The sequence below is a fragment of the Planotetraspora sp. A-T 1434 genome (genome assembly GCF_025420585.1).
Taxonomy (GTDB): Bacteria; Actinomycetota; Actinomycetes; order Streptosporangiales; family Streptosporangiaceae; genus JAOEGB01.
The window spans coordinates 1-20,430 of the sequence record NZ_JAOEGB010000007.1 but is presented as its reverse complement, the minus strand read 5'-3'; the positions used below and the strand labels follow the sequence as shown (position 1 = coordinate 20,430).

The window sequence follows — 20,430 nt, the reverse complement described above, 5'->3', positions numbered from 1 at the left end:
GCGATCTGGCTTCTCCTATAGGATCTCGCGCCGCTCCAGCATCTCAACCACGTCCCGACGGCTGATCTTGCCGGTGGCGTTGAGCGGCAGCGCGGGGTAGAGGTATGCCTGCTTGGGCCGCTTGTGCGGCGGCAGCGCCGTACGGCACCGGGCCAGGACGTCACCGGGGTCGACCTGGCCGGTGTAGGCGACGACGATCCGCTGCCCCCAGTCCGCGTCCGGCAGGCCGACGACCGCCGCCGCGCCGACGCCCTCGATCCCGCTGACGACCTCCTCGACCTCGCGCGGATAGACGTTGTAGCCGCCCGTGATGATCATGTCGTTCTTGCGGTCGGTCAGCCAGAGGTGGCCGCCGGGGCCCAGCCGTCCGATGTCGCCGGTCCGCAGCCACCCGCCGGTCAGCGCCTTGCCGAGATCGTCGCGGCGCTCCGCGTTCCAGTACCCGGGCATGACGGGGTCGCCGCGCACCTCGACCTCGCCCGTTTCACCCTCGGGCAGCACCGCGCCGTCGCCGTCCACGATCCGCAGCCCGACCGCGAGGCACGTACGGCCCGCCGATCGCAGCAGCTCAGGCCATTCGTCGAGGCCCCTGGCGTGATCCGCCTCGTCGAGCACCGTCAGCGGAGGCATCGCCTCGACGAGGCCGTAGTACTGGACGAGGTGCGGGGTCAGAAGCTCGGCCGCCTGCCGGATGTGGCGTTCCGGCATCGGAGCGCCGGCATAGGCGAGCATCCGCAGCGACGCCAGCCGGGCGCGCTCGACACCGGGCACCGCCAGCAACCGGCTGATCATGGTCGGCACGAGAGCGGTGTGCGTGATGCCGTGCGCCTCGATCGTCTCCACGAGGGTGGCCGCGTCGGCGTGTTCGAGCAGGACCTGGCGGGCTCCCGCCACCAGGAAGGGCAGCACGAACAGCCCGCTCGTGTGGATGACCGGGCCGGCGTGCAGGAACGCGCTGTCCGGCCGCGGCCGGCCGCCGAGCACCTCATGCGTCATCGCCAGCGCCGAGGCGATGCGGTTGCGCTGGGTGCGCATGGCGCCCTTCGGGCGGCCGGTCGTGCCCGAGGAGTACGCCAGGCCCACAAGGTCGTCGGCGGCGTGGTCGAGCCGTAACCGGTTCGGCGGGCTGTCGTTGATCAGCTCTTCCCGGGGCCGCCCCGGACCGTCACCGGTCACCACCGTGAACCCCGCGCCCAGCCCGGAGCGAAGCGCCTCGGTCGTTTCGGTGAAGGACGCGTCGTAGATGAGGGCGCGCGCCCCGGAGTCGTCCGCGATCGCCTCCCACTCCCGGGGGTCGAGCCGCGGATTGAGCGGCACCCGGACCAGGCCGGCGGCCGCCAGGGCCAGGTCCGACTCCACCGCGCCACAGCCGTTGGGCTGGAGTTCGAGCACCCGGTCACCCGGGCGGAGCCCCAGGCCGAGCAGCCCCCGGGCGAGCCTGGTCACCCGGTCGTCCAACTGGGCGAAGGTCAGCCTGCCGTCCGGCCCCTCCAGCGCGACCCGGCCACCGTACCGAGCCGCGGCCCGTTCGACCAACAGGCTTACAGGCATCGAGGACCTCCGGGTTCTGATGCGGACAGGAGAGGAATCTACTACTGTAGGCGAAGTCAGGCGAGGTGATGGAGGGGGCCGATGGACGCGTACATCCTCGACGCGGTACGCACGCCGTTCGGCGGGAATCGCCGCGGGCTGTCCGGCGTACGCGTCGACGACCTGGCGGGACACCCGCTGGCCGCGCTGGTGCGGCGCCATCCGGCACTCGACCCGGCGCGCGTCCGCGAGGTCATCTACGGCAACGCCAACGGAGCCGGAGAAGACAACCGCAACGTCGCCAGGATGGCCGTCCTGCTGGCCGGGCTGCCAGTCACGGTGCCCGCGGTGACCGTCAACCGGTTGTGCGGCTCCGGAGCCGAGGCGATCGCCCAGGCGGCCCGGCTCGTCGCCACCGAGGAGGCGGACATCGTCATCGCCGGGGGAGTCGAGGGCATGAGCCGCGCGCCGTACGTGCTGCCGCCCATCGACCAGGCACTCCCTCGGGACCTGGCGCTCCTGCCCACGACGGTCGGCTGGCGGATGCCCAACCCGGCGTTCCCCGGCCAGTGGACGGAGGCTCTGGGCGTCTCCGCCGAGAGGATCGCGCACGAGAAGGGCATCTCCCGGACCAGGCAGGACGAGTGGGCCCTGCGGTCCCACACCCGTGCGCATGCCGCATGGGAGACCGGCCTCCACGACGACGCCGTGGTCGAGTGCGCCGGTGTCACCAGGGACGAGTCGATCCGCCCGGCCACCACCGCGCAGGCCCTCGCCGGTCTCCGTCCCGCGTTCACCCCCACCGGCACGGTCACCGCTGGGAACTCCTCACCCATCAACGACGGCGCCATCGCCGTGCTCGTCGGATCCCGGCAGGCCGCCGACGAGCTCGGCGTGCGGCCCATCGCCCGGATCGTCTCCTCCGCGGTCGCCGCCGTGGCGCCGGACCGGTTCGCTCTCGCGCCCGTGCCCGCCATCCACGCCGCGCTAAAACGAGCCGGGCGGGAGCTCTCCGACATCGACGTCCTGGAGCTCAACGAGGCGTTCGCCGCCATGGTCCTGTCCTGCCTCGACGAGCTGACGGAGGTCGGCGAGGCGCGGGTGAACCCCCACGGCGGAGCCATCGCGTACGGCCACCCGCTCGGCGCCTCGGCCGCCCGCGCGGTCGTGGACTGCGCGCGCGAGCTCCGCCGCAGGGGCGGCGGTGTCGGGGTCATGGCCGCGTGCGTCGGAGTGGGCCAGGGCATCGCGCTGGTCCTCGAAGGACCGCAAGGATGATCGTCGTGAACAGCGATCCGGACCCGGCCGGTGACCGCGCCCCCCGCCCCACACCCGGCCCTCATGACGAGTCCGCCCTGCCCAGCGCGGAGAGCCTCACCGAGATCACGGTGGGACGGCTGCCCGGTCTCCTCGGGTTCCGCGTCGTGGAGGTGGCCGAGGGCAGCCTCGTCGCCGAGCTGGACGTCCGTCCCGACCTGCTCGCCCCGAACGGCTACCTGCACGCGGCCACCGTGGTCGCGCTCGCCGACACCGCCTGCGGTCTGGGCTGCCGGGTGACGCTGCCACGCGGGGCCAGTGGCTTCACCACGCTCGAACTCAAGACCTCCTATCTGGCCACGGCCCGCGAGGGGACCGTACGCGCCCATGCCACGCTCATGCACGGCGGCCGGCTGACCCAGGTCTGGGACGCGACCGTGACCGACGCGTCCGGACGCAAGCTGGCGCTGTTCCGCTGCACCCAGCTCATCCTCTGGCCCTCGACCGGCTCCTGATGGCGGCTATGATCGCCGAGGGCGATTGCTGAAATTGTGGAGCGGCCATGGCTGGGCTGGAGCGGGTTCCCAAGGGTGTCGACGTTTCGGTGCCGAGTTCCGCACGGGTCTACGACTATCTTCTCGGCGGCAAGGACAACTACGCCGTCGACCGGAAGGTCGCGGAGAAGCTCCTGTCCGTGGCGCCGGACACGCGCTCCGTGGCACGGGCCAACCGCGCCTTCCTCGCCAGAGCCGTACGGTTCCTGGCCGCGCAGGGAATCCGCCAGTTCATCGACCTGGGCACCGGCATCCCGACGCCCCCCAGCGTGCACGAGCTGGCCCGGGAGGCCGACCCGTCCGCGCGAGTGGTCTACGTCGACAACGATCCCGTGGTGAAGGTGCACAACGACGCCCTGCTGGCGACCGACGAAGGCGTGATCACCGTCGAAGCGGACGTCCGCCGCCCCGAGGTGATCCTCGCCGACCCGCGCCTGCGTGCGTTGATCGACTTCAGCGCGCCGGTCGGGGTGCTGTTCCTCACGGTCCTCCACTTCGTCACCGACGAGGAGGACGCCCGGGGGATCGTGGCGCGGTGGCGCGAGGAAATGACGTCCGGCAGCTATGTCGTCATCTCCAACATGACCGCCGGCAGCGATCCGGAGGCCCTCCGCAACCTGCGGGCGATGACGGCGAACACCCCCGCGCACTCGACGTTCCGCACCCACGACGAGCTCATGCGGTTCTTCGACGGATTCGAGCTGGTGGAGCCCGGCCTGCTCCCGGTCCAGGAATGGCGTCCGCTCATGGACCACGTCCCCACGCTGATGGTCGTGGAGGGCGGTGTGGGCCGCAAACCCTAGCCAGCCGCGTGCGACCGGCCTCCGGGGCGCGTATGGGTCAGTTCAGCACCAGGCGGAGAGTGAAGGCTCCGCCGCCTTCGCTGTTCCGGCCGCCTACCTGGCGCTGTTCCTGATGAGGATCAGCGTTACCACGGTGACGATCGCCACAGCGGTGAGTGTGACGGCGAGGATCTTGGCGGTGCTGTACGGCCGCTGCCCGATCACCTCGCCGGTGTGGGCGTTCACCATCACGTTCCAGCTCCTGCCGCCGTGGAGGTAGCTCAGGAACCAGACGGGGAGCAGCACCAGTTTGAAGCTGAGGCCGGAGTAGCGGGTGTCGACCGAGTGGACCCGCTGCTCGTCCCCGCCGATGTCGTCGCGGCAGTCGGCCCTGATGACCGGGGACATCTGTTCCTTGGCCAGATCGAGGCCGTCCTCCGGCTCGATGTCGTAGCGCACGGTCTGGAAACCCGCCAGATACTGCTCCTGGTACGGAATGGCCTCGTCCAGCGGCCAGGGGGTGAGCTTCTCCAACTGCTTCGAGGCCACTCGGGTCGTACCGGCGACGAGCACGTCGTCGAAGGCGCGCGAAACCGTGCCGGAGGCGTGCGACCAGCGGGTCCGCATGATCTCACGGGTCTCCGTCCGGCTCTCGCCGTTCGTCGTGACGGTGTACGTCTCGGTCTCCCAGTAGTGGTCGCCCCGCTGGCCGGTGTAGTCAGAGACCGTGTCCGCGTCGTATGTCCAGTACGGCAGGTAGCTCCCCTTGAAGGTCTCCGCCTCGGTCACCCTCTTGAGGGTGGAAGGGGCGAACCAACGAGACGACGTCCAGGTGCGCAGCGCGGCGCGGGCGCCGTTCCGGTCGATGCCGAAGGGGACGACCGCTTCGGGCGTGATCCGCTCGGTGGCCCCCGCGTCGGCCACCAGCGGCGTGGCGCAGAACTGGCACCGTTCGGACAGCGTGTCGCTTTCCGTACGCGCCTGGCAGCCTGGGCAGATGAACAGCCGCGCCGCTTCGGCGGCTTCCCGTGGCTTGAGCGGCATCTGGGCCAACTCGGCGTAGCCGTGCTCGCGCACTCCCCGCGCGGCGGGCGCGATTGGCTGTCCCTGCTTGCAGTACGGGCAGCGCATGGCGTTGGTGGCCGGGGCGTATTCCAGGCTGGCCCCGCACGACTGGCACGGGTAGGAGCGCGCGGTCGCGGGGCCGGTGGTGTCAGGGTCGGACAAGGCCGGTCCTCCGGAGGGAAGCGGGTGAGAGCAAGGTGGCCGTTCGCCGCGGCCGGGCCTCAGACCTGCGGGGGCAGGGGCGGCGGGATGCGGGCCATCAGCTGGGTGAGCTCGGGCACCTGGCCGGCCGGGAGCCAGGCGGGCATGCCCGCCCGCCAGACCAGGGTGGCGCCGGTCAGCGCGAGGCCGGGGAGCGAAGCGAGGTCGTACGGCCCCTGCTGGCGGCCGTCCACCGCGACGTACCACTCCCCCTGCGATGGAATCGGCGGCGGGCCGCCTGCCGCGGCGACCGGATTGGCCGGAACCGCTCCCGGAACCGCTCCCGGGACCACTCCCGGAACCGCTTCTGGCGCTGCTCCGGCGGCCAGGCGCTGCCCGATGGCCATTCCCAGGCCCAGACCGATACCCTCGCCGGCGCCTCCGGGGTTGCGGGCGGCGTCAGCGATCGCGTTCGCGGTCTGGAACCGGGTGTACTGGTCGAGATCGCCCGCGATGCCGATCCGGGTGCGGGTGTCGATCGCCGCCTCGACCTCCGGGGGCAGGGAGATGTTCTCGATGACGAACGTCGGCACCGATACGCCGACCGGGGCCAGTTCTTCACTGAGGACGGCCGCCAGCCGGGCGCCCAGAGCGTCCTGTCGGCCCGCCAGGTCGAGCACGGGGACGTTCGCGGTGGCCAGGGCGTTGGCCAGCCGGCCGACGATCAGCTGCCGCAGGTATTCCCGCACCTCCTCGGTGCGGAACTGGGGGTCGGTCCCGGCCAGTTCCCGCAGGAGACCGGCCGCGTCGGTGATCCGTACCGAGAGCGCGCCGAACGCCCGCAGCCGCACCATGCCGAACTCCGGGTCGCGGACGATGACCGGATTCTGGGTGCCCCACTTCAAATCGGTGAACTGGCGGGTGCTCACGAAGTAGACCTCGGCCTTGAACGGCGAGTGGAAGCCGTACTTCCAGCCTTTCAACGTCGCCAGCAGCGGGAGGTTCCGCGTCTCGAGGACGTAGGTGCCGGGGGTGAAAACGTCGGCGATGCGGCCCTCGTTGACGAAGACGGCCGTCTGCGATTCCCGGACCACCAGCCGGGCGCCCATCTTGATTTCGTTCTCGTAGCGCGGGAAACGCCAGACAACGGTGTCCCTGCTGTCGTCCGTCCATTCCACGATGTCGACGAACTCACCGCGGATGCGGTCCATGAAGCCCACGTTTCCCCCGGCCGTCACCTGACGAATGCCGAGCGGCCCGTGCTCGGCGTCGCCGCCGACCATAACAAGTGCCACAAACAACGACCAGACCCCTGTTTCCGGCTCGCCATGACCAGGGTCAACGCGCCTGGTGATCGAGGCGCCGCCACTTAGGAGGACTTGACGGGGGTTGTAGTAGCGTGCACAGGTCCCGTCGTGTTCAGCCGGGCGGGCCAAGAGAGTGTGAGGCTGTGATGAGCCTTCTCGGGGTGCCACTTCTCGTCGGGACGATCGTGCTGACGGTCGCGGTGACGGTCGCGTCCGTGTGGATCGGTGGCCGGCTGCGCGGGCCGGCGCTGTCGCAGGGCGTGCGGCGAGCTGCTCTGGTCCTCCTCTGTCAGGTATGCGCGGTGCTCACCGTCGCGGTCGTCGTCAACGACCAGTTCGAGTTCTACGCCACGTGGGACGACCTGGCCGGTTCCAGCACTGGTGACGCGGGAGACGCTCTCGTGCCGCTGACGTCACCCGGGCACGGGTTCCAGGCCTCGACAAGCCAGAGATTCGTGCCGTTCGGCCAGGACGGAGTGCGGGTCGTCGACTACGACGGGCCGAGAACGCACATCAGGGCACCGGTTTACGTGTGGCTGCCGCCGCAGTACGGCCAGCCTGCTTACCGGCACGAGCTGTTCCCTGTGATCGAGCTGCTGCCCGGTTATCCCGGACCCGTACACAACTGGTTCACCATGCTCAACATCACCGGGCTCCTCACTCAGGAGATGGCGAGGGGCGCGACGCGGCCGGCCATCCTCGTCGCCCCTACGATGCAGCTGGCGCCAGGTCTTGACACCGACTGCACCGACATCCCCGGCGGCCCCCGCGCGGAGACCTGGGCCGCCGAAGACGTCCGCGACATGGTGACCGCCAACTTCCGCGCCCGCAGGGACGGGGCGGGCTGGGCCGCGATGGGATATTCGGAGGGCGGTTTCTGCGCGGCCAAACTCGCGGTCCAACATCCCGGGCAATACGCGGCCGCCGTCAGCCTGTCCGGATACTTCACGCCGACCGCGCAGGCCGTGACCCGGTCGCCCGCGCTGCTGAAGGCCAACGATCTCCTCCAGGTGCTGGGCAGGCACCATCCGCGGGTGTCGCTGCTGGTCATGGGCACCCGTCAGGACTCCGACACGGCACCGGACATCTTGCGGCTGCGTCAGGTCGTTCGTGCCCCGACCCGGGTCTTCTCGTCCATCCTCCCCACCGGGGGCCACAACTACGGCATATGGAGCTCAATGCTGCCGGCGGCCCTCAAGTGGATCTCCAGCAAGCTGCATGACCCCCGTCGGCTCCATTAGCGACCTGGCAGAGGACGTGTTGTCGGTCAACGGACGTGACGTCGGCTCCCGCCGGTCACGGCGTGTCCAGGCGAGAATCGCACGCCGGGCGCGGCTCCGGGCGCGAGCGGCCTTCCTGGCGGTGATGACGATGCTGGGCGTCCTGCTCGACCTCCCGGCCGCCGGAGTGACGCGGAGCGGCACGGCGGCCCATGTATTCGTCGCGCACGACTGGGCCTTCGCCGCCCCGCTCTCGCGACCCAGCTCGAAGAAGCCGTCGTCACACGCTCCCGCCACGGTGAACACCGTGGTGAAGACCGTGGTGGGGCTCGGCGACTCGGTGCCGGCCGGATCCGCGTGCGACTGCAGCAGCTACGTCTCGCTGATCGGCGAGGCCCTTGCGGCGAAGCAGGGCACGGACGTCGTCAGCGACAACCTCGCCACCGCCGGGCTCACCACCCAGGGACTGCTCGACCAGCTCAAGGACGACTCCGCGCGGCAGACCCTGCTCTCCGCCGATCTGACGATCATCACGATCGGGGCCAACGACTTCGACAGCGGCACCATCGACGACGACGACTGCGGGCCGAGCGCCGGCATGGCCTGCTACAAGGACGATCTGGTACGGCTACGCGCGAACATGGACGCCATCTTGGCCAGAGTGCGGGCGCTGCAGACACGGCAGGGGAGCCGGATCATCGTGACCGGTTACTGGAACGTCTTCGTGGACGGCGCCATGGGCAGGGCCGAGGGGGAGAAGTACGTCACCAACAGCGACAGTCTCACGCGGGCGGTGAACGGCACGCTCGCCGCGTCGGCCCAGGCCGGGGGCGCACGGTATGTCGATCTGTACACGCCGTTCAAGGATTACGGCGCGACGGGGGACGACACCACCCTCCTCGCGGCCGACGGCGACCATCCCGCCGCCACCGGGCACCAGCTCATCGCCCGCCAGGTGCTCTCCGCCCTTCAGCGGTAGCCGTAGGCACTGCCGGCTCGTTCGCGGCACCGGTTTTGTCATCGCCGTGCTCTAGTCTCCCGACCAATTGATCAAGTTTGGCTATCCGGAGAGTGCGGACATGACCTACCTCGAGTTGTCTGAAGACGGCGGCGGATCACACAAGTTCTACGAGACGACCGTGTCCGGGACACAGGTGACGATCACCTACGGGCGCATCGGCGAGGCCGGTCAGACCAAGGTCACCATCTTCCCGACCGAGGAGAAAGCGCAGGCCGCAGCGGCCAAGAAGGTCGGTGAGAAGCTGCGCAAGGGGTACGCGCCGGCCGTACGCGGCGTACGGCAGCCCAGGGCGGTCACCCGCAGGACCATCGCCAGCACCCGCTCCACCGCCCAGCAGGCGCCTGTCCTGTGGCGCTTCAACAGCGGCGCCTCCGCGTTCGGCATCTTCGTGGACGAGGAGCGATGCTGGGTCGGCAACCAGCGTGGCGACGTGTACACCGTCACCCACTCCGGCACCGTGACGGGCCGCTTCCGGCTGCCGGACGGGGTCAAGTGCATTGTGGCCGACGACTTCTGGATCTACGCGGGCTGCGACGACGGCAAGGTGTACGACCTGAGTGGCAAGGTGCCAAGGGCGGCCTATGAGATCGCCGCCGAGGTCGACATCTACTGGCTCGACATCCACGACGGAATCCTGGGCGTCTCCGACCGGGACGGGCGGATCACCACGATCGACTACGAGGACGAGTTCCAGTGGTCGCGCACGGGCCAGGGCAACGCCGGGTGGATGGTCAGGTGCGACGAGGACGCGGTTTACCACGGCCACTCGGGTGGTGTGGCCCGTTACGACGCCGCCGACGGCAGCCCCGTCTGGCAGACGCCGGTGGCCGATCAGGTGCTGTTCGGCTGGCAGGAGGAGCACGCGGTCTACGCCGGCACGGCCCGCCGCACGGTCCACCGTCTGTCCAAGAGCGACGGCGCCGTCGAGGCCGTCTACCGGTGCGACGGTCCCGTCTACTCCTGCGCGACCTCGCCCGAGGGACGTTACGTCTTCGCCGGTGACAGCCACTCCTCTGTGTACTGCTTCGCCGCCTCGGGGGAGCGGCTGTGGAAGCTCGGCACGGGTTGCGGGTCGGCCTTCTCCATGCAGTTCCTTGACGACCGCCTGTACATCGTCACCACCGACGGCTCTCTGGCCTGCATCGACGCGAGCGAGATGGCGATCGCGGCGGCCCGGGAGGGCACCGTGCCGGAGCCCCTCGATGTGAAGGCGGCGGCGTCGCTAGCGGCGGTGGAGCCGTCCGTCGTGTTGGAGACGGTCACCCATGCCGGGGACGGCGTGGTCGTCGAGTGCGTGCGTGAAGGGGAGCGGCTGCGCGTCCGCGTCGTCAGCCCTGGTTACGAGTTGTGGAACGTGCAGTTCCCCAAGGAGATCCGGGAGGTGGGCGCGCGCTACCTCGTCGAGGGGGTGCGCCCTTCGGGACGAGGCGGCTTCTATCGCACCTTCGGCGAGATCAGGCGGCTGGTCTGAGAGCGCAGCGGTTGATGCGGCGAGTCCTGGACGGGCTGGGATCCGGCCCCACTCCGCCTCCACGATCTCCGGCGCCGCGCAACCCACGCGGGCGCCGGGGACGTGCTCTGAGGTGGGTGCTGCGACTACGCCGCGCTACGCGAAGCGGCCGGTCTGATCTTGCCTGCGGATCTTCATGAGCTGGAAGATGTCCATCCGGTGCCCCCTGATTTTCCAGTTGGTGCGATGCAGACTGATCCACCCGTTCCCTCCGATGACCTTCCCCGGCTTCCGTCCTCTCCGAGGAACGCGGTAAAGGGCTGCCTCATCGCTCTCGTTATCGCTCTGGCTTTACCGGTGCTCGGCTTGTTCCTCCTCGTCAAGATCCCGATGTGGGCCGATGACGGACGGCTGGACGACTTCACCGACCGGTTCTACGCCTACCCGCTGCCTCCCTCTACGGAGTTCGCGGACTATGACGCGGAAGGCTCGGTCGAACTGCGATCGAACGGGGATCACTGTGACTACCTCGTCAGGTTCTCGCTGACGACGCAGCTCCCCGAGGAGGAAATCACGAAGTACTACAAGCAGGCCGACATCCCCGGCGTTGATGGCGAGCGCGCGCAAGTGACGGTTTACTTCCCCAAATACTCAAGCCGGTTCGACAACGGCTGGCCCACGTCCTTCATAGTCGAGATCTTCGACAGCACCGATCCAGGCTGGGACATCCGCTGCCACTGATCTCTTCCGCACGAGCGGGCAGTGTGAGTTCCGGCGGCTCACCGGACCTGAGGGCATGGCCCAGGGATGTCCACCAGCCGTCCCATGACGGGCAGCTCCACCAGGAGGCGTGGGATCACTTCGCCCCGCGACCGCCACTACGGGGTCTTCGGAAATTCCTTTCAGCGTGGCGAACCGGTCCGGTTCATTCGCCAGCGTCCAGACGCTCGCCGCTTCATCGAGGGGGCGATCACGGCGTATCCGCCGTCAGCCGTCATGGCCACGAAGTCGGACCGACTCTGCGGCAGGAGGAGCCACTGGATCCGCACGCAGCCCCCTTGGCGAAAAATGCGCTGTCTCACCAAGATAAAGAAAAGGCGGCCGATCGGTGAATGGCGGGCGCGGTGTCCCTCGCGCCCGCCGTTCACCCTTCGAGGCTCACCACACCTGGGCGAAGCAGGCGAGGGCGACGGCCCCCAGGAGTACGGCCACCGACAGGGCCTTCACGACATTCGACATGTACAACACGATGCTCCTTCGCTATGCGGAGCGCCTGGTCTGACGCCGCCGGTGCGGCGCCGCCGATGGCGGGACTTCAGGCGACGGCGGTCGCCCGGATGGTGACCGGGATGTTGCCGCGGGTGGCCCTGGAGTAGGGGCAGAGCTGGTGGGCGGCCGCGCCGAGCTCTTCGGCGGTCTGCTGGTCCACGCCGCCCAGCGTGAGGTTGAGGACGGCGCTCAGACCGAACTGGCCGTCGTCACCGTGGTGCAGGGTCACCTCGGACGTGATGCCTGTGCTTTTCAGCGTCACCTTGCGCTGTGCCGCGGCCCTCCTGACGGCGCCGAGGAAGCACGCGGCCCAGCCGGCGGCGAACAACTGCTCGGGGTTGGTCGCTCCTCCGGCGCCGCCCAGCTCTTTGGGAATGGCGAGGGTGGTGTCGAGCAGACCGTCGTCGGCCGTGGCCCGGCCTCCGTTGCGGCCCTCTCCTGTCACAGTGACGACCGCGGTGTAGCTGGCACTCATGGCTGTTTCCTTCCTGGCGGGAGCTCATCCGAACTGGCACACTTCGCGTGCGTCACCGGTCTAAGTGATGACTATGTTGGCCATATCGGGAGTCACCTGTCAAGGTGGTGACGGTGCGAGCCGCGCCAGGGGCATGGGAAGGAGTGCTCAGCCGATCGGCGCCTCGCCCGGAGAGGGTCCCGGGCTCCGCTGTCCTGCGACTGCGCCGGGGTCGCCTCGGTCCACCGGCCCTCGGCGCTGAGCTGCGGAACGGCGGGTGGCATGCGGAGTTCACCACTGCGAGCGCCGCGCCGTCGTAGCCCTCCCCGCGCTCGCGTGCCATGCCAGGCACCTGAGCAAAGCTGACGGAAGTCTTACGGCCATCCGTCGCCGCTGGCCATGAGGATGGCGACCTGCTCGAATGGGCGATATGTCTGATTCACGAAATGGAGCCGAAAGCGGCCCCCCCATCGCGCGACGGGTGATGTTGTCGATGCTCGGCGCCGGCGCCGCGGGCCTTGTCGCCGCGCCGTACGTGCAGGGTGGCTGGGGGAAGGTCCTCGAGGCCGTCTCGCAGAAGGACCCCACCGGTTTGACGGGGGTGCTGCCCAATCCGGGTGGCTTCCGCTATTTCAGCGTCGCGGGCTCGGTGCCCCGGAAGGACGATACGAATTACCAGCTGACCATCGATGGCCTCGTCGACCGCCCCGGGACGTACACGCTCGATGCCCTGCGAGAGTTGCCGCAGACCCGGATCGTCGGTGATGTGCGGTGCACCGACGGCTGGGGGGTCCCGGGAACGCCCTTCGAAGGGGTGTTGCTCTCGCACCTCCTCGACGCGGCCGGCGTGCGACCTGGGGCTCAGGCGGTCCGCTTCACCTGCTTCGACGGCGTGTACAGCGAAAGCCTCACGCTCGCGCAGGCACGCCGTTCCGATGTGCTGGTGGCCCTGAAGATGCAGGACAAGCCGCTCACTCACGCTCATGGTGGGCCCGTGCGGCTGTACGCGGCGCCGATGTACTTCTACAAGTCGGCCAAATGGCTTTCCGGCATCTCGGTGACCGACAAGGTCATCCCTGGTTATTGGGAGGAGTACGGCTATGACGTCGACGGTTGGCTTGACGGGCACCACGGCTCCGCCTGAGCGCTCCCGGCGCATATTGCGGTTCACCCGAGCCGAGCGGCTGGTCCACCGTGCCACGGCCGGGCTCATGCTGCTGTGCGTCGGGGCGGCGGCCTGTCTGTATCTGCAGCCGCTCGCTGAACTGGTCGGACGCCGCCACCTGGTGGTCGTCGTCCACGAGTGGTCGGGGATCCTGCTGCCGGCGCCGTTCCTTCTCGGCCTGGCCTCGTCCGCGTTCCGCGCCGATCTACGCAGACTGAACCGATTGGCGCGGTACGACAAGGAGTGGCTGCGAGCGGTTCGTAAAGGCTGGACCTCGCCTGCCGAACGGCCTGCCGGCAAGTTCAATGCCGGGCAGAAGATCTACGCCGGGTGGATCGCCGGAGCTGTGCCCATCATGATGGTCACGGGTCTGCTGATGTGGTTCACCGGACTCCTGCCGGTGATCTCCCGGACGAGCGCCATCTTCGTGCACGATGTGACGGCCCTGGCCATCGGCCTCGTCCTGATCGGGCACATGCGAATGGCCTACCGGGATCCGCACGCACGGCGGGGGATGCGCACAGGCTACGTGGAACGGGCCTGGGCGAAGAGGTGGCACTCCAAGTGGCTGGAGGAGGACCACACCGCGGGATCTCGTCCGAGCCAGCACTAGTCTGAGGGCAGCACAAGATCAAGAAGGGGCACGTGCCCGTTCATCGCGTAGGACCGGCCGAGGGACGCACGCTGATCTCGGTCATGTGGGCGTCGGGCGTCGCGGTCACGGCGGCCAGCACGGCACGCGCGACCGAGCCGGCCTCGAGGTACCTGTCCGGCTCGTACGGGCCGGACTCCTGGGCGCGGACGTCCCTCTGCATGTCGGTGTCAACCCGTCCGGGGTAGATCGAGGTGACCCGGATGCCTTCGTGGTGCTCTTCCTCACGGAGGACATCGGCGTAGGCGCGCAGGGCGAACTTGCTCGCCGCGTAGGCCCCCCAGTTGGGGTTGGCCCGCTGCCCGCTACCCGAGTTGATCAGAACGACGTGGCCCCGAGCCGCCCGGAGCGCGGGGAGCAGCAGCCGTGTCAGCTCGGCCACAGCGGTGACGTTCACCTCCAACGTCCGCCGCCAGACTTCCACGGGGGTCTCGGCCAGGGCGCCGAGCCGGGCGATCCCGGCGCTGTGGACGAGCAGGTCGAGCCGGTCGATCCCCTCGACGTCGGCTGCGGTCACCTCGGTGAGCTCGACCGCCCACGGGCGGGCATGAGGCAGCTCGGCGCACAGGGCGTCCAGTGCCGCGCGGTCCCGGCCGCCAAGGACCAGGTCGTACGTAGGGGCGAGGGCCTGGGCCACGGCAGCCCCGATCCCGCGTGAGGCGCCCGTGACGAGCGCCGTCGGTCGTTCGGACATGGACTTCACCCTAGAGCTGATGGCACCGCGGACGCGCCGTCCTCGGCGAGCCGGGCGGCGTACGCGGTTGCCGGGCCGCGCGGCAGCCACAGGTGGTGATCGGGGTCGAACAGCACGCGGGCATCAGGTCCTCGGTTCTGCGGCGGGCGACAGGCGCAGGGGTGCCGCCGAGCGTAGGACCGGTCTGGAGCCGAAATCAATACTTGACGAAGTTAAATATTGCTCCTACGTTTCGCCTATGTTTCCCGCAAGGCACGGCTTAGCCCGCTGTGACACTGGCGGCAATGGCTGTGTTCACGGCGGTGATCACAGCGATGCTGACCCAGGGCCCACTCACTCGGGTAAGCCTCGCGCGCCGGCTCCAGCTGTTCTCCGTCGCCGTCACCAGGGCCGCTCGCGCGCTCATCGACAGGGCTTACCCGCATGAGCCGGCCGCGTCCAGCCGCTCGCTTCCTGTGGGCGGTGGGCGCGCGGGGCGGCCGGTCAGCCTCCAGTCCGCTCGTCGTTCCCTGACCCCGCCGGCCTCAATCCGTTCGTCGATCCGGCCACTGGCCGGTCATATCGCGACAGGTACCATCCCACGCACTCTCAAATCACCTCAAACCACTCGATCCCCTCTCAACCCTCTCGACCAGGTGTGACTGTGAGGTCACCCCGTTTCCTGATGGAGCTGCACATGAGCCTGGCCTGTGCTGTACCAAACGGCAGGTTCGTCGAGCACATCCCGCAGCTCGGCGCCATCGCCCGGACCGGATCAGTGATCATGGACGGCAGGGTCTGGCCGCCGGACGCACCCGGTATCGGCATGGACTGTGACCTCGACGCCGCCGCCGACCTGCGGGTGGACTGATGGCGGTCACCACGCGGCGCCCGAGCCCGCCGGTCCCGTCCCGCCGGCGCCGGAACGCGCCCGCGCGCTATTGGCGTAGCCGCTGGGCCGAGGCGCAACACTCCTGGCGGCTTTATTGGCAGCTGTACCTGCTGGTGATCGTGCCGGTGGCGTACTTCGTGATCTTCAAGTACATCCCGATCAGCAACGCCGTCATCGCGTTCAAGGACTACAACGTCGTTCAGGGGATCTGGGGCAGTGAGTGGGTCGGGTTCAAGAACTTCGAGCTGTTCTTCAGTAACCCGGTCTTCGGCACGCTGCTGAAGAACACCTTCATCCTGGCGTTCTACCTGGTGCTGGCGAGTTTCCCGATCCCGATCGTGCTGGCCATAGCGCTGAACGAGATTCGCGACGGCTTGTTCAAGCGCTCGGTCCAGTTGCTCACCTATGCGCCCTACTTCATCTCCACCGTCGTGGCGGTGTCGATGACGATCCTCATTCTGTCGCCGCGGCTGGGCATCGTGAACGACGCGCTCGGCCTGTTCGGGATCCCGGCGGTCGACTTCCTCGGCGATCCGAACTACTTCCGGCACATCTACGTGTGGTCCGACGTGTGGCAGACCACGGGTTACTCGGCGGTCATCTACATGGCCGCTCTCGCCGGTATCGATCCGGCGCTGCACGAGGCGGCCAAGATCGACGGTGCCAGCCGGTGGCAGCGGATCCGGAACGTCGACCTGCCGGGAATCATGCCCACCGCCGTGATCATCCTGGTGCTCGGCGTGGGGAACATGATGGCGATCGGGTTCGAGAAGGCCTTCCTGCTGCAGAACGACCTGAACCTCGCGCAGTCGGAGATCATCGCGACCTACGTCTACAAGACCGGCCTGGTCAACGCGGACTTCAGCATGGCGACCGCCGTCGGCCTGTTCAACTCGGTGGTCAATCTCTGCCTGCTGCTGTTCGTCAACTTCGCCGCCAAGCGCATCACCGGGAAGGGGTTGTGGGGATGAGCGCGCTGACGACGTCGCCCCTGTCCAGGCTGCGGCGGAAGCCGGTGGCGAAGGAGCGGATCCGTGAGCCGTTCCGCGACCGGGTGTTCGTGGTCGTCGTGACGATCATGCTCGCGGTGATCCTGGGACTGGTACTGCTGCCGCTGGTCTACATCGTCGCCAATTCGCTCAGCAGCGCGAGTGCCGTCTCCGCGGGCAGGGTGACCTTCTGGCCGGTCGACTTCTCGCTGCACGCCTACGAGGTCGCTCTCAACAATCCGCAGATCCTGCGGGGGTACTACAACTCGCTGATCTACGCCGTCTTCGGCACGCTGATCAGCGTCACGCTGACCGTCGCCATCGCCTACCCGTTGTCGCGCAAGAACTTCTTCGGGCGCAACGTGCTGATGACCGGCCTGATCTTCACCATGCTGTTCTCGGGCGGCCTGATCCCGACGTACATGGTGATCCAGGACCTCGGCATGCTGAACACCCGCTGGGCGCTCCTGATCCCCAACGCCATCGGCGTCTGGCAGGTCATCATCGCACGCACGTTCTTCGCCAACTCCATCCCGGAGGACCTCCACGAGGCGGCGATGCTGGACGGGGCGAGCGAGCTTCGCTATCTCCGGTCGGTGGTGCTGCCGCTGTCGAAGCCGCTGCTGGCCGTACTCGCGCTGATGTACGTGATCTTCCAGTGGAACACCTACTTCGACGCCCTGGTCTATCTCAAGGATCAAGATCTCTTTCCGCTGCAGATCGTGCTCAGGAACGTCCTCATCCTGAACCAGCGCAACGTCGGCGCCGCGGACGTGGCCCAGCAACTGCAGCAGCAACAGCTCGCCAACGTCCTGAAGTACGCCCTCATCGTCGTCTCGAGCCTGCCCGTACTGATCATCTACCCGTTCGTCGCCCGCCACTTCACCAAGGGCGTGCTGGTCGGCGCCGTCAAGGGCTAGCAACTCACGATTGGAAAGAACCATGGAAATACGCTTCACGAGGGCAGCCGCCGCACTGGCGGTCGCCACGGCACTGGGCGTCGCGGGCTGCAGTTCCAGCGAGGACTCAAAGCCCAAGCTTGGCGCCGACGGCAAGGTAATCATCAACACGTTCGCGCCCGCCGGCGCGGACGTGAATCTGGACACGAACCCGGTCACCAAGTTGATGAGTGACAAGTTCAAGATCCAGTTCCACTGGCAGACCACCACATACGACGCGGGGCCGGCCAAGGAGAAGAGGCAGATCGCGCTCGCCAGCGGCGACTACCCGGACCTGTTCCTGCTGATCCCCTGGGTGGACGGATTCAGCCAGGCCGAGGTGCTGAAGCTCGGCAAGCAGGGCGTCGCGGTGCCGCTGGAGAACCTGATCAAGGAGAACGCGCCGAACATCCAGAAGGCGCTGGACTCCAACACGACGCTCAAGGAGATGTCGACCGCGCCCGACGGGCACATCTACGCGTTGCCGCAATGGTCGGACTGCTTCCACTGCTATTACCCGGCCAAGCTGTGGATCAACAGCGCCTGGTTGAAGAAGCTCAACCTGCAGATGCCGAAGACCACAGAGGAGCTTCGCACGGTCCTGAAGGCCTTCAAAACCAAGGACCCGAACGGCAACGGCAAGGCCGACGAGATCCCGATGACCACCGACACACAGGACGGTCACCTGATCGACTACCTGATGGGCGCGTTCGCCTACCCCCCGGCCGGTGCGAACAACGGCGGGTTCGGACTGCTCACCCTCGACGGCGACAAGGTCACCACTCCGGTGACCAAGCCCGAGTGGCGCGAAGGCCTGAAGTACATCCACTCGCTGGTCAAGGAGGGCCTGATCGACCAGGCCTCCTTCACCCAGAACGCCGAGGCACTCCAGGCGATCGGCAACAACCCCGACGCCGTCACGATCGGCTCGTCGCCTCTCCTGTACCCGGGCATCTTCGTGCAGCTGGGCTCCAAGGACGGCCGCGACAAGCAGTACGACGCCGCGCCGCCGCTGACCGGGCCGTCCGGTAAGAGCTACAGCAGTCTGAACTACCCGAGCTCCAGCACCTTCACCTTCATGCTGACCAACAAGGCCAGCAAGGAGGCGCAGGTCGCGGCGATCAAGATGCTTGACTACATCTACACGACCGAGGGCACCGAGACCGCGGTGATGGGTCCGGAGGGCGTGGGCTGGACCAAGCCGGGGCCCGGCGACATCGCGCTTGACGACAAGGCCACGCCGCTGTACAAGCCCACGCCGGGTACGCAGCACCCCAAGAACATCGCCTGGGAGGCGATGGCGCAGTACAACATGCCCCTCGCCTACCGCAATGCCCAGGTGGTGCCGAAGGACATCTACTCCGAGGAGGGATTGGAGCGGCGATTGTTCCAGGCCACCAAGCTGTACGAGGGCCATGAGGACAAGGCGCAGTTCTTCCCGACCGTCTCGGTCTGGACGGACCCGAGCGCCAGCGCCGAGCTCGCGACGCTGAAGACCAACCTCGACAGCTATGTCGCCCAGGGCCAGCTGGCCTTCATCACTGGGTCGAAGAACATCGACACCGACTGGGACGCCTACGTCAAGGGTCTCGACGGCGTCGGCCTGCAGCGGTACCTGGAACTGAACCAGAAGGACTACGACAAGTACAAGGCCGGCAAGTGACACCGCGCTCAGCCGGCCGGCGCCGACCGCGGAGTGGGCCGAGCCCGCTCCGGTCGGCAACGTCCGGCTGAGCGCCGTAGTGTTCAGCGGTATCACCTGTGGACGGAGCGCAGCGCCGCGGCCAGCAGACGGCAGACATCGTCCTGCGATCCTGCTCCGACGTGGGTATCGAACAGAACCTCGCGCACTCGCCTCGCCGGTGCAGGACGGCGTGCTGATCTCCAGGGACCAGTGTTATCCAACGGAGGGGCGGGCATCAGCCTGGTTACGGCCAGTCGGATAGGCGGGGGAACCGATCATGTCGCAACAGCCGAAAGGCCCGATCAAGGACAAGCACTACGACCTGATTACCGTGCTCCACATGTCTCTGAGGATGGCCTGGAAGCTGGAGACCTACATCGCCGACGCTCGGCGCGAAGGCGACGAGGAACTCGCCGATTGGTTCGCTGGAATCCAGGCCCATTGCCACTCGACGGGCGAGCAGGGCAAGCAGTTGCTCGCTGAGCGACTCCCCAAGGAGTGAGGGCATCGCGGTCGTGGGCGCGGTGCGACGATCCCGGTCAAGCACCACCACGCGGCCGCCAACCGGCGTAATAAGGGACTGCTGGGCGGGATAGATCGGGGCAAGGGCCATGGCGGTGAGGCTGAATCAGCGGGCGTTTGATCACGCCAAGAACCTGATCAAGCAGAAGCGGGTCGTATTGGATGTGATGGATGACTGGAGCGAACATCAGCCGTCGGCTGCGCAGGAAAACACGTTTATCGAGCAACACGGATTCGGTGAGTACCAGAAGTGGTACCTCGGGTTGGACGACGAACAGGACGAAGACAACAAAGGACGCTATAAGTTCCCCTACGGCGACTTCGACAAGGTGCACCGGTGCGGCGTCATCGCGGCGGAAGTGCGGGCCGCGCAGAGAAAGTATGACGACATCGAGGTGGCCGCCGCCCACCTGCACGGCATGCTGGATGAGCTGATGTGACAGCCGTCAGCGTCGAGGAACCGCCAGCCCTCCTAGGAGATGAGGCGCAGGTCCCGCAACGTGGTGGAAGGCGGCTCGAAGAGGGACCCTTCCGGCGATGGACGCGCCATCGCGGCGGCCGGCCTTCGACCGGGGCCGGCCGCTGTTGGCGTGCGCACTGGCGTCGGTGGCCGGGCACCGCGTATCAGCTGAGCTGGCCGGGATGGATGACGACCTTGGTCCAGCCGAGATCCCGCCGGTCGAAGTGCTCGTAGCCGTCGGGGGCCTGGTCCAGGTTCAGTTCGTGCGAGACGACCCAGGACGGCCGGGCCTTTCCCTCGTGGATGAGCGCGCAGAGCTGCCGGTTGTAGTTCTTCACGTTGCACTGGCCGGTGCCCATGGTCTGGCCCTTGAACCAGAACATCCCGTAGTCGAAGGCGATCTCG

20 protein-coding genes and 1 pseudogene are annotated in these 20,430 nt (G+C 67.9%); 15 read left to right on the top strand and 6 right to left on the bottom strand.

Annotated features, from left to right (window positions below; translation table 11 throughout):
• Nucleotides 1-15 precede the first annotated feature (15 nt).
• Entirely contained in the window at nt 16-1,551 is a 1,536-nt protein-coding gene (locus tag N5079_RS10970; protein WP_261583515.1) for an AMP-binding protein, read from the bottom strand.
• An 81-nt stretch (nt 1,552-1,632) separates the two neighbouring features.
• Here N5079_RS10970 and N5079_RS10965 point away from each other — a divergent pair, with 81 nt between their 5' ends.
• From N5079_RS10965 to N5079_RS10955, 3 genes are read left to right on the top strand one after another with little or no spacing between them, the layout of a single operon-like run.
• On the top strand, nt 1,633-2,808 hold the full coding sequence (locus N5079_RS10965; RefSeq protein ID WP_261583514.1) for a thiolase family protein: 1,176 nt from the start codon (nt 1,633-1,635) through the stop codon (nt 2,806-2,808).
• 5 nt (nt 2,809-2,813) lie between these two features.
• On the top strand, nt 2,814-3,302 hold the full coding sequence (locus N5079_RS10960) for a PaaI family thioesterase (protein WP_261583513.1): 489 nt from the start codon (nt 2,814-2,816) through the stop codon (nt 3,300-3,302).
• 47 nt (nt 3,303-3,349) lie between these two features.
• On the top strand, nt 3,350-4,144 hold the full coding sequence (locus tag N5079_RS10955; protein WP_261583512.1) for an SAM-dependent methyltransferase: 795 nt from the start codon (nt 3,350-3,352) through the stop codon (nt 4,142-4,144).
• A 93-nt stretch (nt 4,145-4,237) separates the two neighbouring features.
• Here N5079_RS10955 and N5079_RS10950 read toward each other — a convergent pair whose 3' ends face one another.
• Both N5079_RS10950 and N5079_RS10945 read right to left on the bottom strand, forming a co-directional pair.
• On the bottom strand, nt 4,238-5,350 hold the full coding sequence (locus tag N5079_RS10950) for a hypothetical protein (RefSeq protein WP_261583511.1): 1,113 nt from the start codon (nt 5,348-5,350) through the stop codon (nt 4,238-4,240).
• A gap of 59 nt (nt 5,351-5,409) precedes the next feature.
• The gene (locus tag N5079_RS10945) at nt 5,410-6,624 is read right to left on the bottom strand and encodes an SPFH domain-containing protein (protein WP_261583510.1); all 1,215 of its coding nucleotides are present in this window, start codon (nt 6,622-6,624) and stop codon (nt 5,410-5,412) included.
• A 173-nt stretch (nt 6,625-6,797) separates the two neighbouring features.
• Between N5079_RS10945 and N5079_RS10940 the strand changes: the two genes are divergently transcribed.
• The 4 genes from N5079_RS10940 (at nt 6,798) to N5079_RS10925 (ending at nt 11,068) form a co-directional block, all read left to right on the top strand.
• The gene (locus tag N5079_RS10940) at nt 6,798-7,877 is read left to right on the top strand and encodes an alpha/beta hydrolase (RefSeq protein WP_261583509.1); all 1,080 of its coding nucleotides are present in this window, start codon (nt 6,798-6,800) and stop codon (nt 7,875-7,877) included.
• Entirely contained in the window at nt 7,855-8,835 is a 981-nt protein-coding gene (locus tag N5079_RS10935) for an SGNH/GDSL hydrolase family protein (protein ID WP_261583508.1), read from the top strand. The genes N5079_RS10940 and N5079_RS10935 overlap by 23 nt, the downstream gene beginning before the upstream one ends.
• Nucleotides 8,836-8,935: 100 nt before the next feature.
• On the top strand, nt 8,936-10,348 hold the full coding sequence (locus N5079_RS10930; RefSeq protein WP_261583507.1) for a WGR domain-containing protein: 1,413 nt from the start codon (nt 8,936-8,938) through the stop codon (nt 10,346-10,348).
• Nucleotides 10,349-10,573: 225 nt separating this feature from the next.
• Nucleotides 10,574-11,068 carry a hypothetical protein gene (locus N5079_RS10925; RefSeq protein ID WP_261583506.1) on the top strand — a complete coding sequence of 165 codons (495 nt, stop codon included), beginning with the start codon at nt 10,574-10,576 and terminating at the stop codon, nt 11,066-11,068.
• A gap of 574 nt (nt 11,069-11,642) precedes the next feature.
• Here the strand turns inward: N5079_RS10925 and N5079_RS10920 are convergent.
• Nucleotides 11,643-12,071 (bottom strand): organic hydroperoxide resistance protein, encoded by a 429-nt coding sequence (locus N5079_RS10920; protein WP_261583505.1) that lies wholly within the window; start codon nt 12,069-12,071, stop codon nt 11,643-11,645.
• A 463-nt stretch (nt 12,072-12,534) separates the two neighbouring features.
• On the opposite strand from N5079_RS10920, the gene N5079_RS10915 reads away from it, so the two are divergent.
• A complete protein-coding gene (locus tag N5079_RS10915; RefSeq protein WP_261583504.1) occupies nt 12,535-13,194 on the top strand; it encodes a molybdopterin-dependent oxidoreductase in 660 nt (219 codons plus the stop codon).
• Nucleotides 13,151-13,828 carry a cytochrome b/b6 domain-containing protein gene (locus N5079_RS10910; RefSeq protein ID WP_261583503.1) on the top strand — a complete coding sequence of 226 codons (678 nt, stop codon included), beginning with the start codon at nt 13,151-13,153 and terminating at the stop codon, nt 13,826-13,828. Before N5079_RS10915 ends, N5079_RS10910 begins: the two co-directional genes overlap by 44 nt.
• A gap of 40 nt (nt 13,829-13,868) precedes the next feature.
• On the opposite strand, the gene N5079_RS10905 is transcribed toward N5079_RS10910, so the two are convergent.
• Nucleotides 13,869-14,561, bottom strand: coding sequence for an SDR family oxidoreductase (locus N5079_RS10905; RefSeq protein ID WP_261583502.1), 693 nt, complete (start codon nt 14,559-14,561; stop codon nt 13,869-13,871).
• Between the two features lie 643 nt (nt 14,562-15,204).
• Between N5079_RS10905 and N5079_RS10900 the strand changes: the two genes are divergently transcribed.
• The 6 genes from N5079_RS10900 to N5079_RS10875 all read left to right on the top strand — a co-directional run bounded on the left by N5079_RS10900 (nt 15,205) and on the right by N5079_RS10875 (nt 20,005).
• On the top strand, nt 15,205-15,411 hold the full coding sequence (locus N5079_RS10900; RefSeq protein ID WP_261583501.1) for a hypothetical protein: 207 nt from the start codon (nt 15,205-15,207) through the stop codon (nt 15,409-15,411).
• Nucleotides 15,411-16,403 carry an ABC transporter permease gene (locus N5079_RS10895; RefSeq protein WP_261583500.1) on the top strand — a complete coding sequence of 331 codons (993 nt, stop codon included), beginning with the start codon at nt 15,411-15,413 and terminating at the stop codon, nt 16,401-16,403. Before N5079_RS10900 ends, N5079_RS10895 begins: the two co-directional genes overlap by 1 nt.
• Nucleotides 16,400-17,341 carry a carbohydrate ABC transporter permease gene (locus N5079_RS10890; protein WP_261583499.1) on the top strand — a complete coding sequence of 314 codons (942 nt, stop codon included), beginning with the start codon at nt 16,400-16,402 and terminating at the stop codon, nt 17,339-17,341. The genes N5079_RS10895 and N5079_RS10890 overlap by 4 nt, the downstream gene beginning before the upstream one ends.
• Nucleotides 17,342-17,363: 22 nt before the next feature.
• On the top strand, nt 17,364-19,022 hold the full coding sequence (locus tag N5079_RS10885; protein WP_261583498.1) for an extracellular solute-binding protein: 1,659 nt from the start codon (nt 17,364-17,366) through the stop codon (nt 19,020-19,022).
• A 361-nt stretch (nt 19,023-19,383) separates the two neighbouring features.
• Nucleotides 19,384-19,545, top strand: a complete 162-nt coding sequence (locus N5079_RS10880) for a hypothetical protein (protein WP_261583497.1) — start codon at nt 19,384-19,386, stop codon at nt 19,543-19,545.
• 109 nt (nt 19,546-19,654) lie between these two features.
• Complete coding sequence (locus tag N5079_RS10875) at nt 19,655-20,005, top strand: hypothetical protein (protein WP_261583496.1); 351 nt, start codon at nt 19,655-19,657, stop codon at nt 20,003-20,005.
• Nucleotides 20,006-20,189: 184 nt separating this feature from the next.
• Here the strand turns inward: N5079_RS10875 and N5079_RS10870 are convergent.
• A pseudogene (locus tag N5079_RS10870) lies at nt 20,190-20,430 on the bottom strand (aldehyde dehydrogenase); the annotation flags it as partial.

Excerpts from the sequence above, each read along its gene's own strand:
- N5079_RS10955 (WP_261583512.1), top strand. The coding sequence starts at position 3,350 with ATGGCTGGGCTGGAGCGGGTTCCCAAGGGTGTCGACGTTTCGGTGCCG.
- N5079_RS10875 (WP_261583496.1), top strand. The coding sequence starts at position 19,655 with ATGGCGGTGAGGCTGAATCAGCGGGCGTTTGATCACGCCAAGAACCTG.
- N5079_RS10885 (WP_261583498.1), top strand. The coding sequence starts at position 17,364 with ATGGAAATACGCTTCACGAGGGCAGCCGCCGCACTGGCGGTCGCCACG.
- N5079_RS10920 (WP_261583505.1), bottom strand. The coding sequence starts at position 12,071 with ATGAGTGCCAGCTACACCGCGGTCGTCACTGTGACAGGAGAGGGCCGC.
- N5079_RS10965 (WP_261583514.1), top strand. The coding sequence starts at position 1,633 with ATGGACGCGTACATCCTCGACGCGGTACGCACGCCGTTCGGCGGGAAT.
- N5079_RS10895 (WP_261583500.1), top strand. The coding sequence starts at position 15,411 with ATGGCGGTCACCACGCGGCGCCCGAGCCCGCCGGTCCCGTCCCGCCGG.
- N5079_RS10935 (WP_261583508.1), top strand. The coding sequence starts at position 7,855 with ATGACCCCCGTCGGCTCCATTAGCGACCTGGCAGAGGACGTGTTGTCG.
- N5079_RS10910 (WP_261583503.1), top strand. The coding sequence starts at position 13,151 with ATGACGTCGACGGTTGGCTTGACGGGCACCACGGCTCCGCCTGAGCGC.
- N5079_RS10880 (WP_261583497.1), top strand. The coding sequence starts at position 19,384 with ATGTCTCTGAGGATGGCCTGGAAGCTGGAGACCTACATCGCCGACGCT.
- N5079_RS10930 (WP_261583507.1), top strand. The coding sequence starts at position 8,936 with ATGACCTACCTCGAGTTGTCTGAAGACGGCGGCGGATCACACAAGTTC.
- N5079_RS10925 (WP_261583506.1), top strand. The coding sequence starts at position 10,574 with ATGCAGACTGATCCACCCGTTCCCTCCGATGACCTTCCCCGGCTTCCG.
- N5079_RS10915 (WP_261583504.1), top strand. The coding sequence starts at position 12,535 with ATGTTGTCGATGCTCGGCGCCGGCGCCGCGGGCCTTGTCGCCGCGCCG.
- N5079_RS10905 (WP_261583502.1), bottom strand. The coding sequence starts at position 14,561 with ATGTCCGAACGACCGACGGCGCTCGTCACGGGCGCCTCACGCGGGATC.
- N5079_RS10970 (WP_261583515.1), bottom strand. The coding sequence starts at position 1,551 with ATGCCTGTAAGCCTGTTGGTCGAACGGGCCGCGGCTCGGTACGGTGGC.
- N5079_RS10890 (WP_261583499.1), top strand. The coding sequence starts at position 16,400 with ATGAGCGCGCTGACGACGTCGCCCCTGTCCAGGCTGCGGCGGAAGCCG.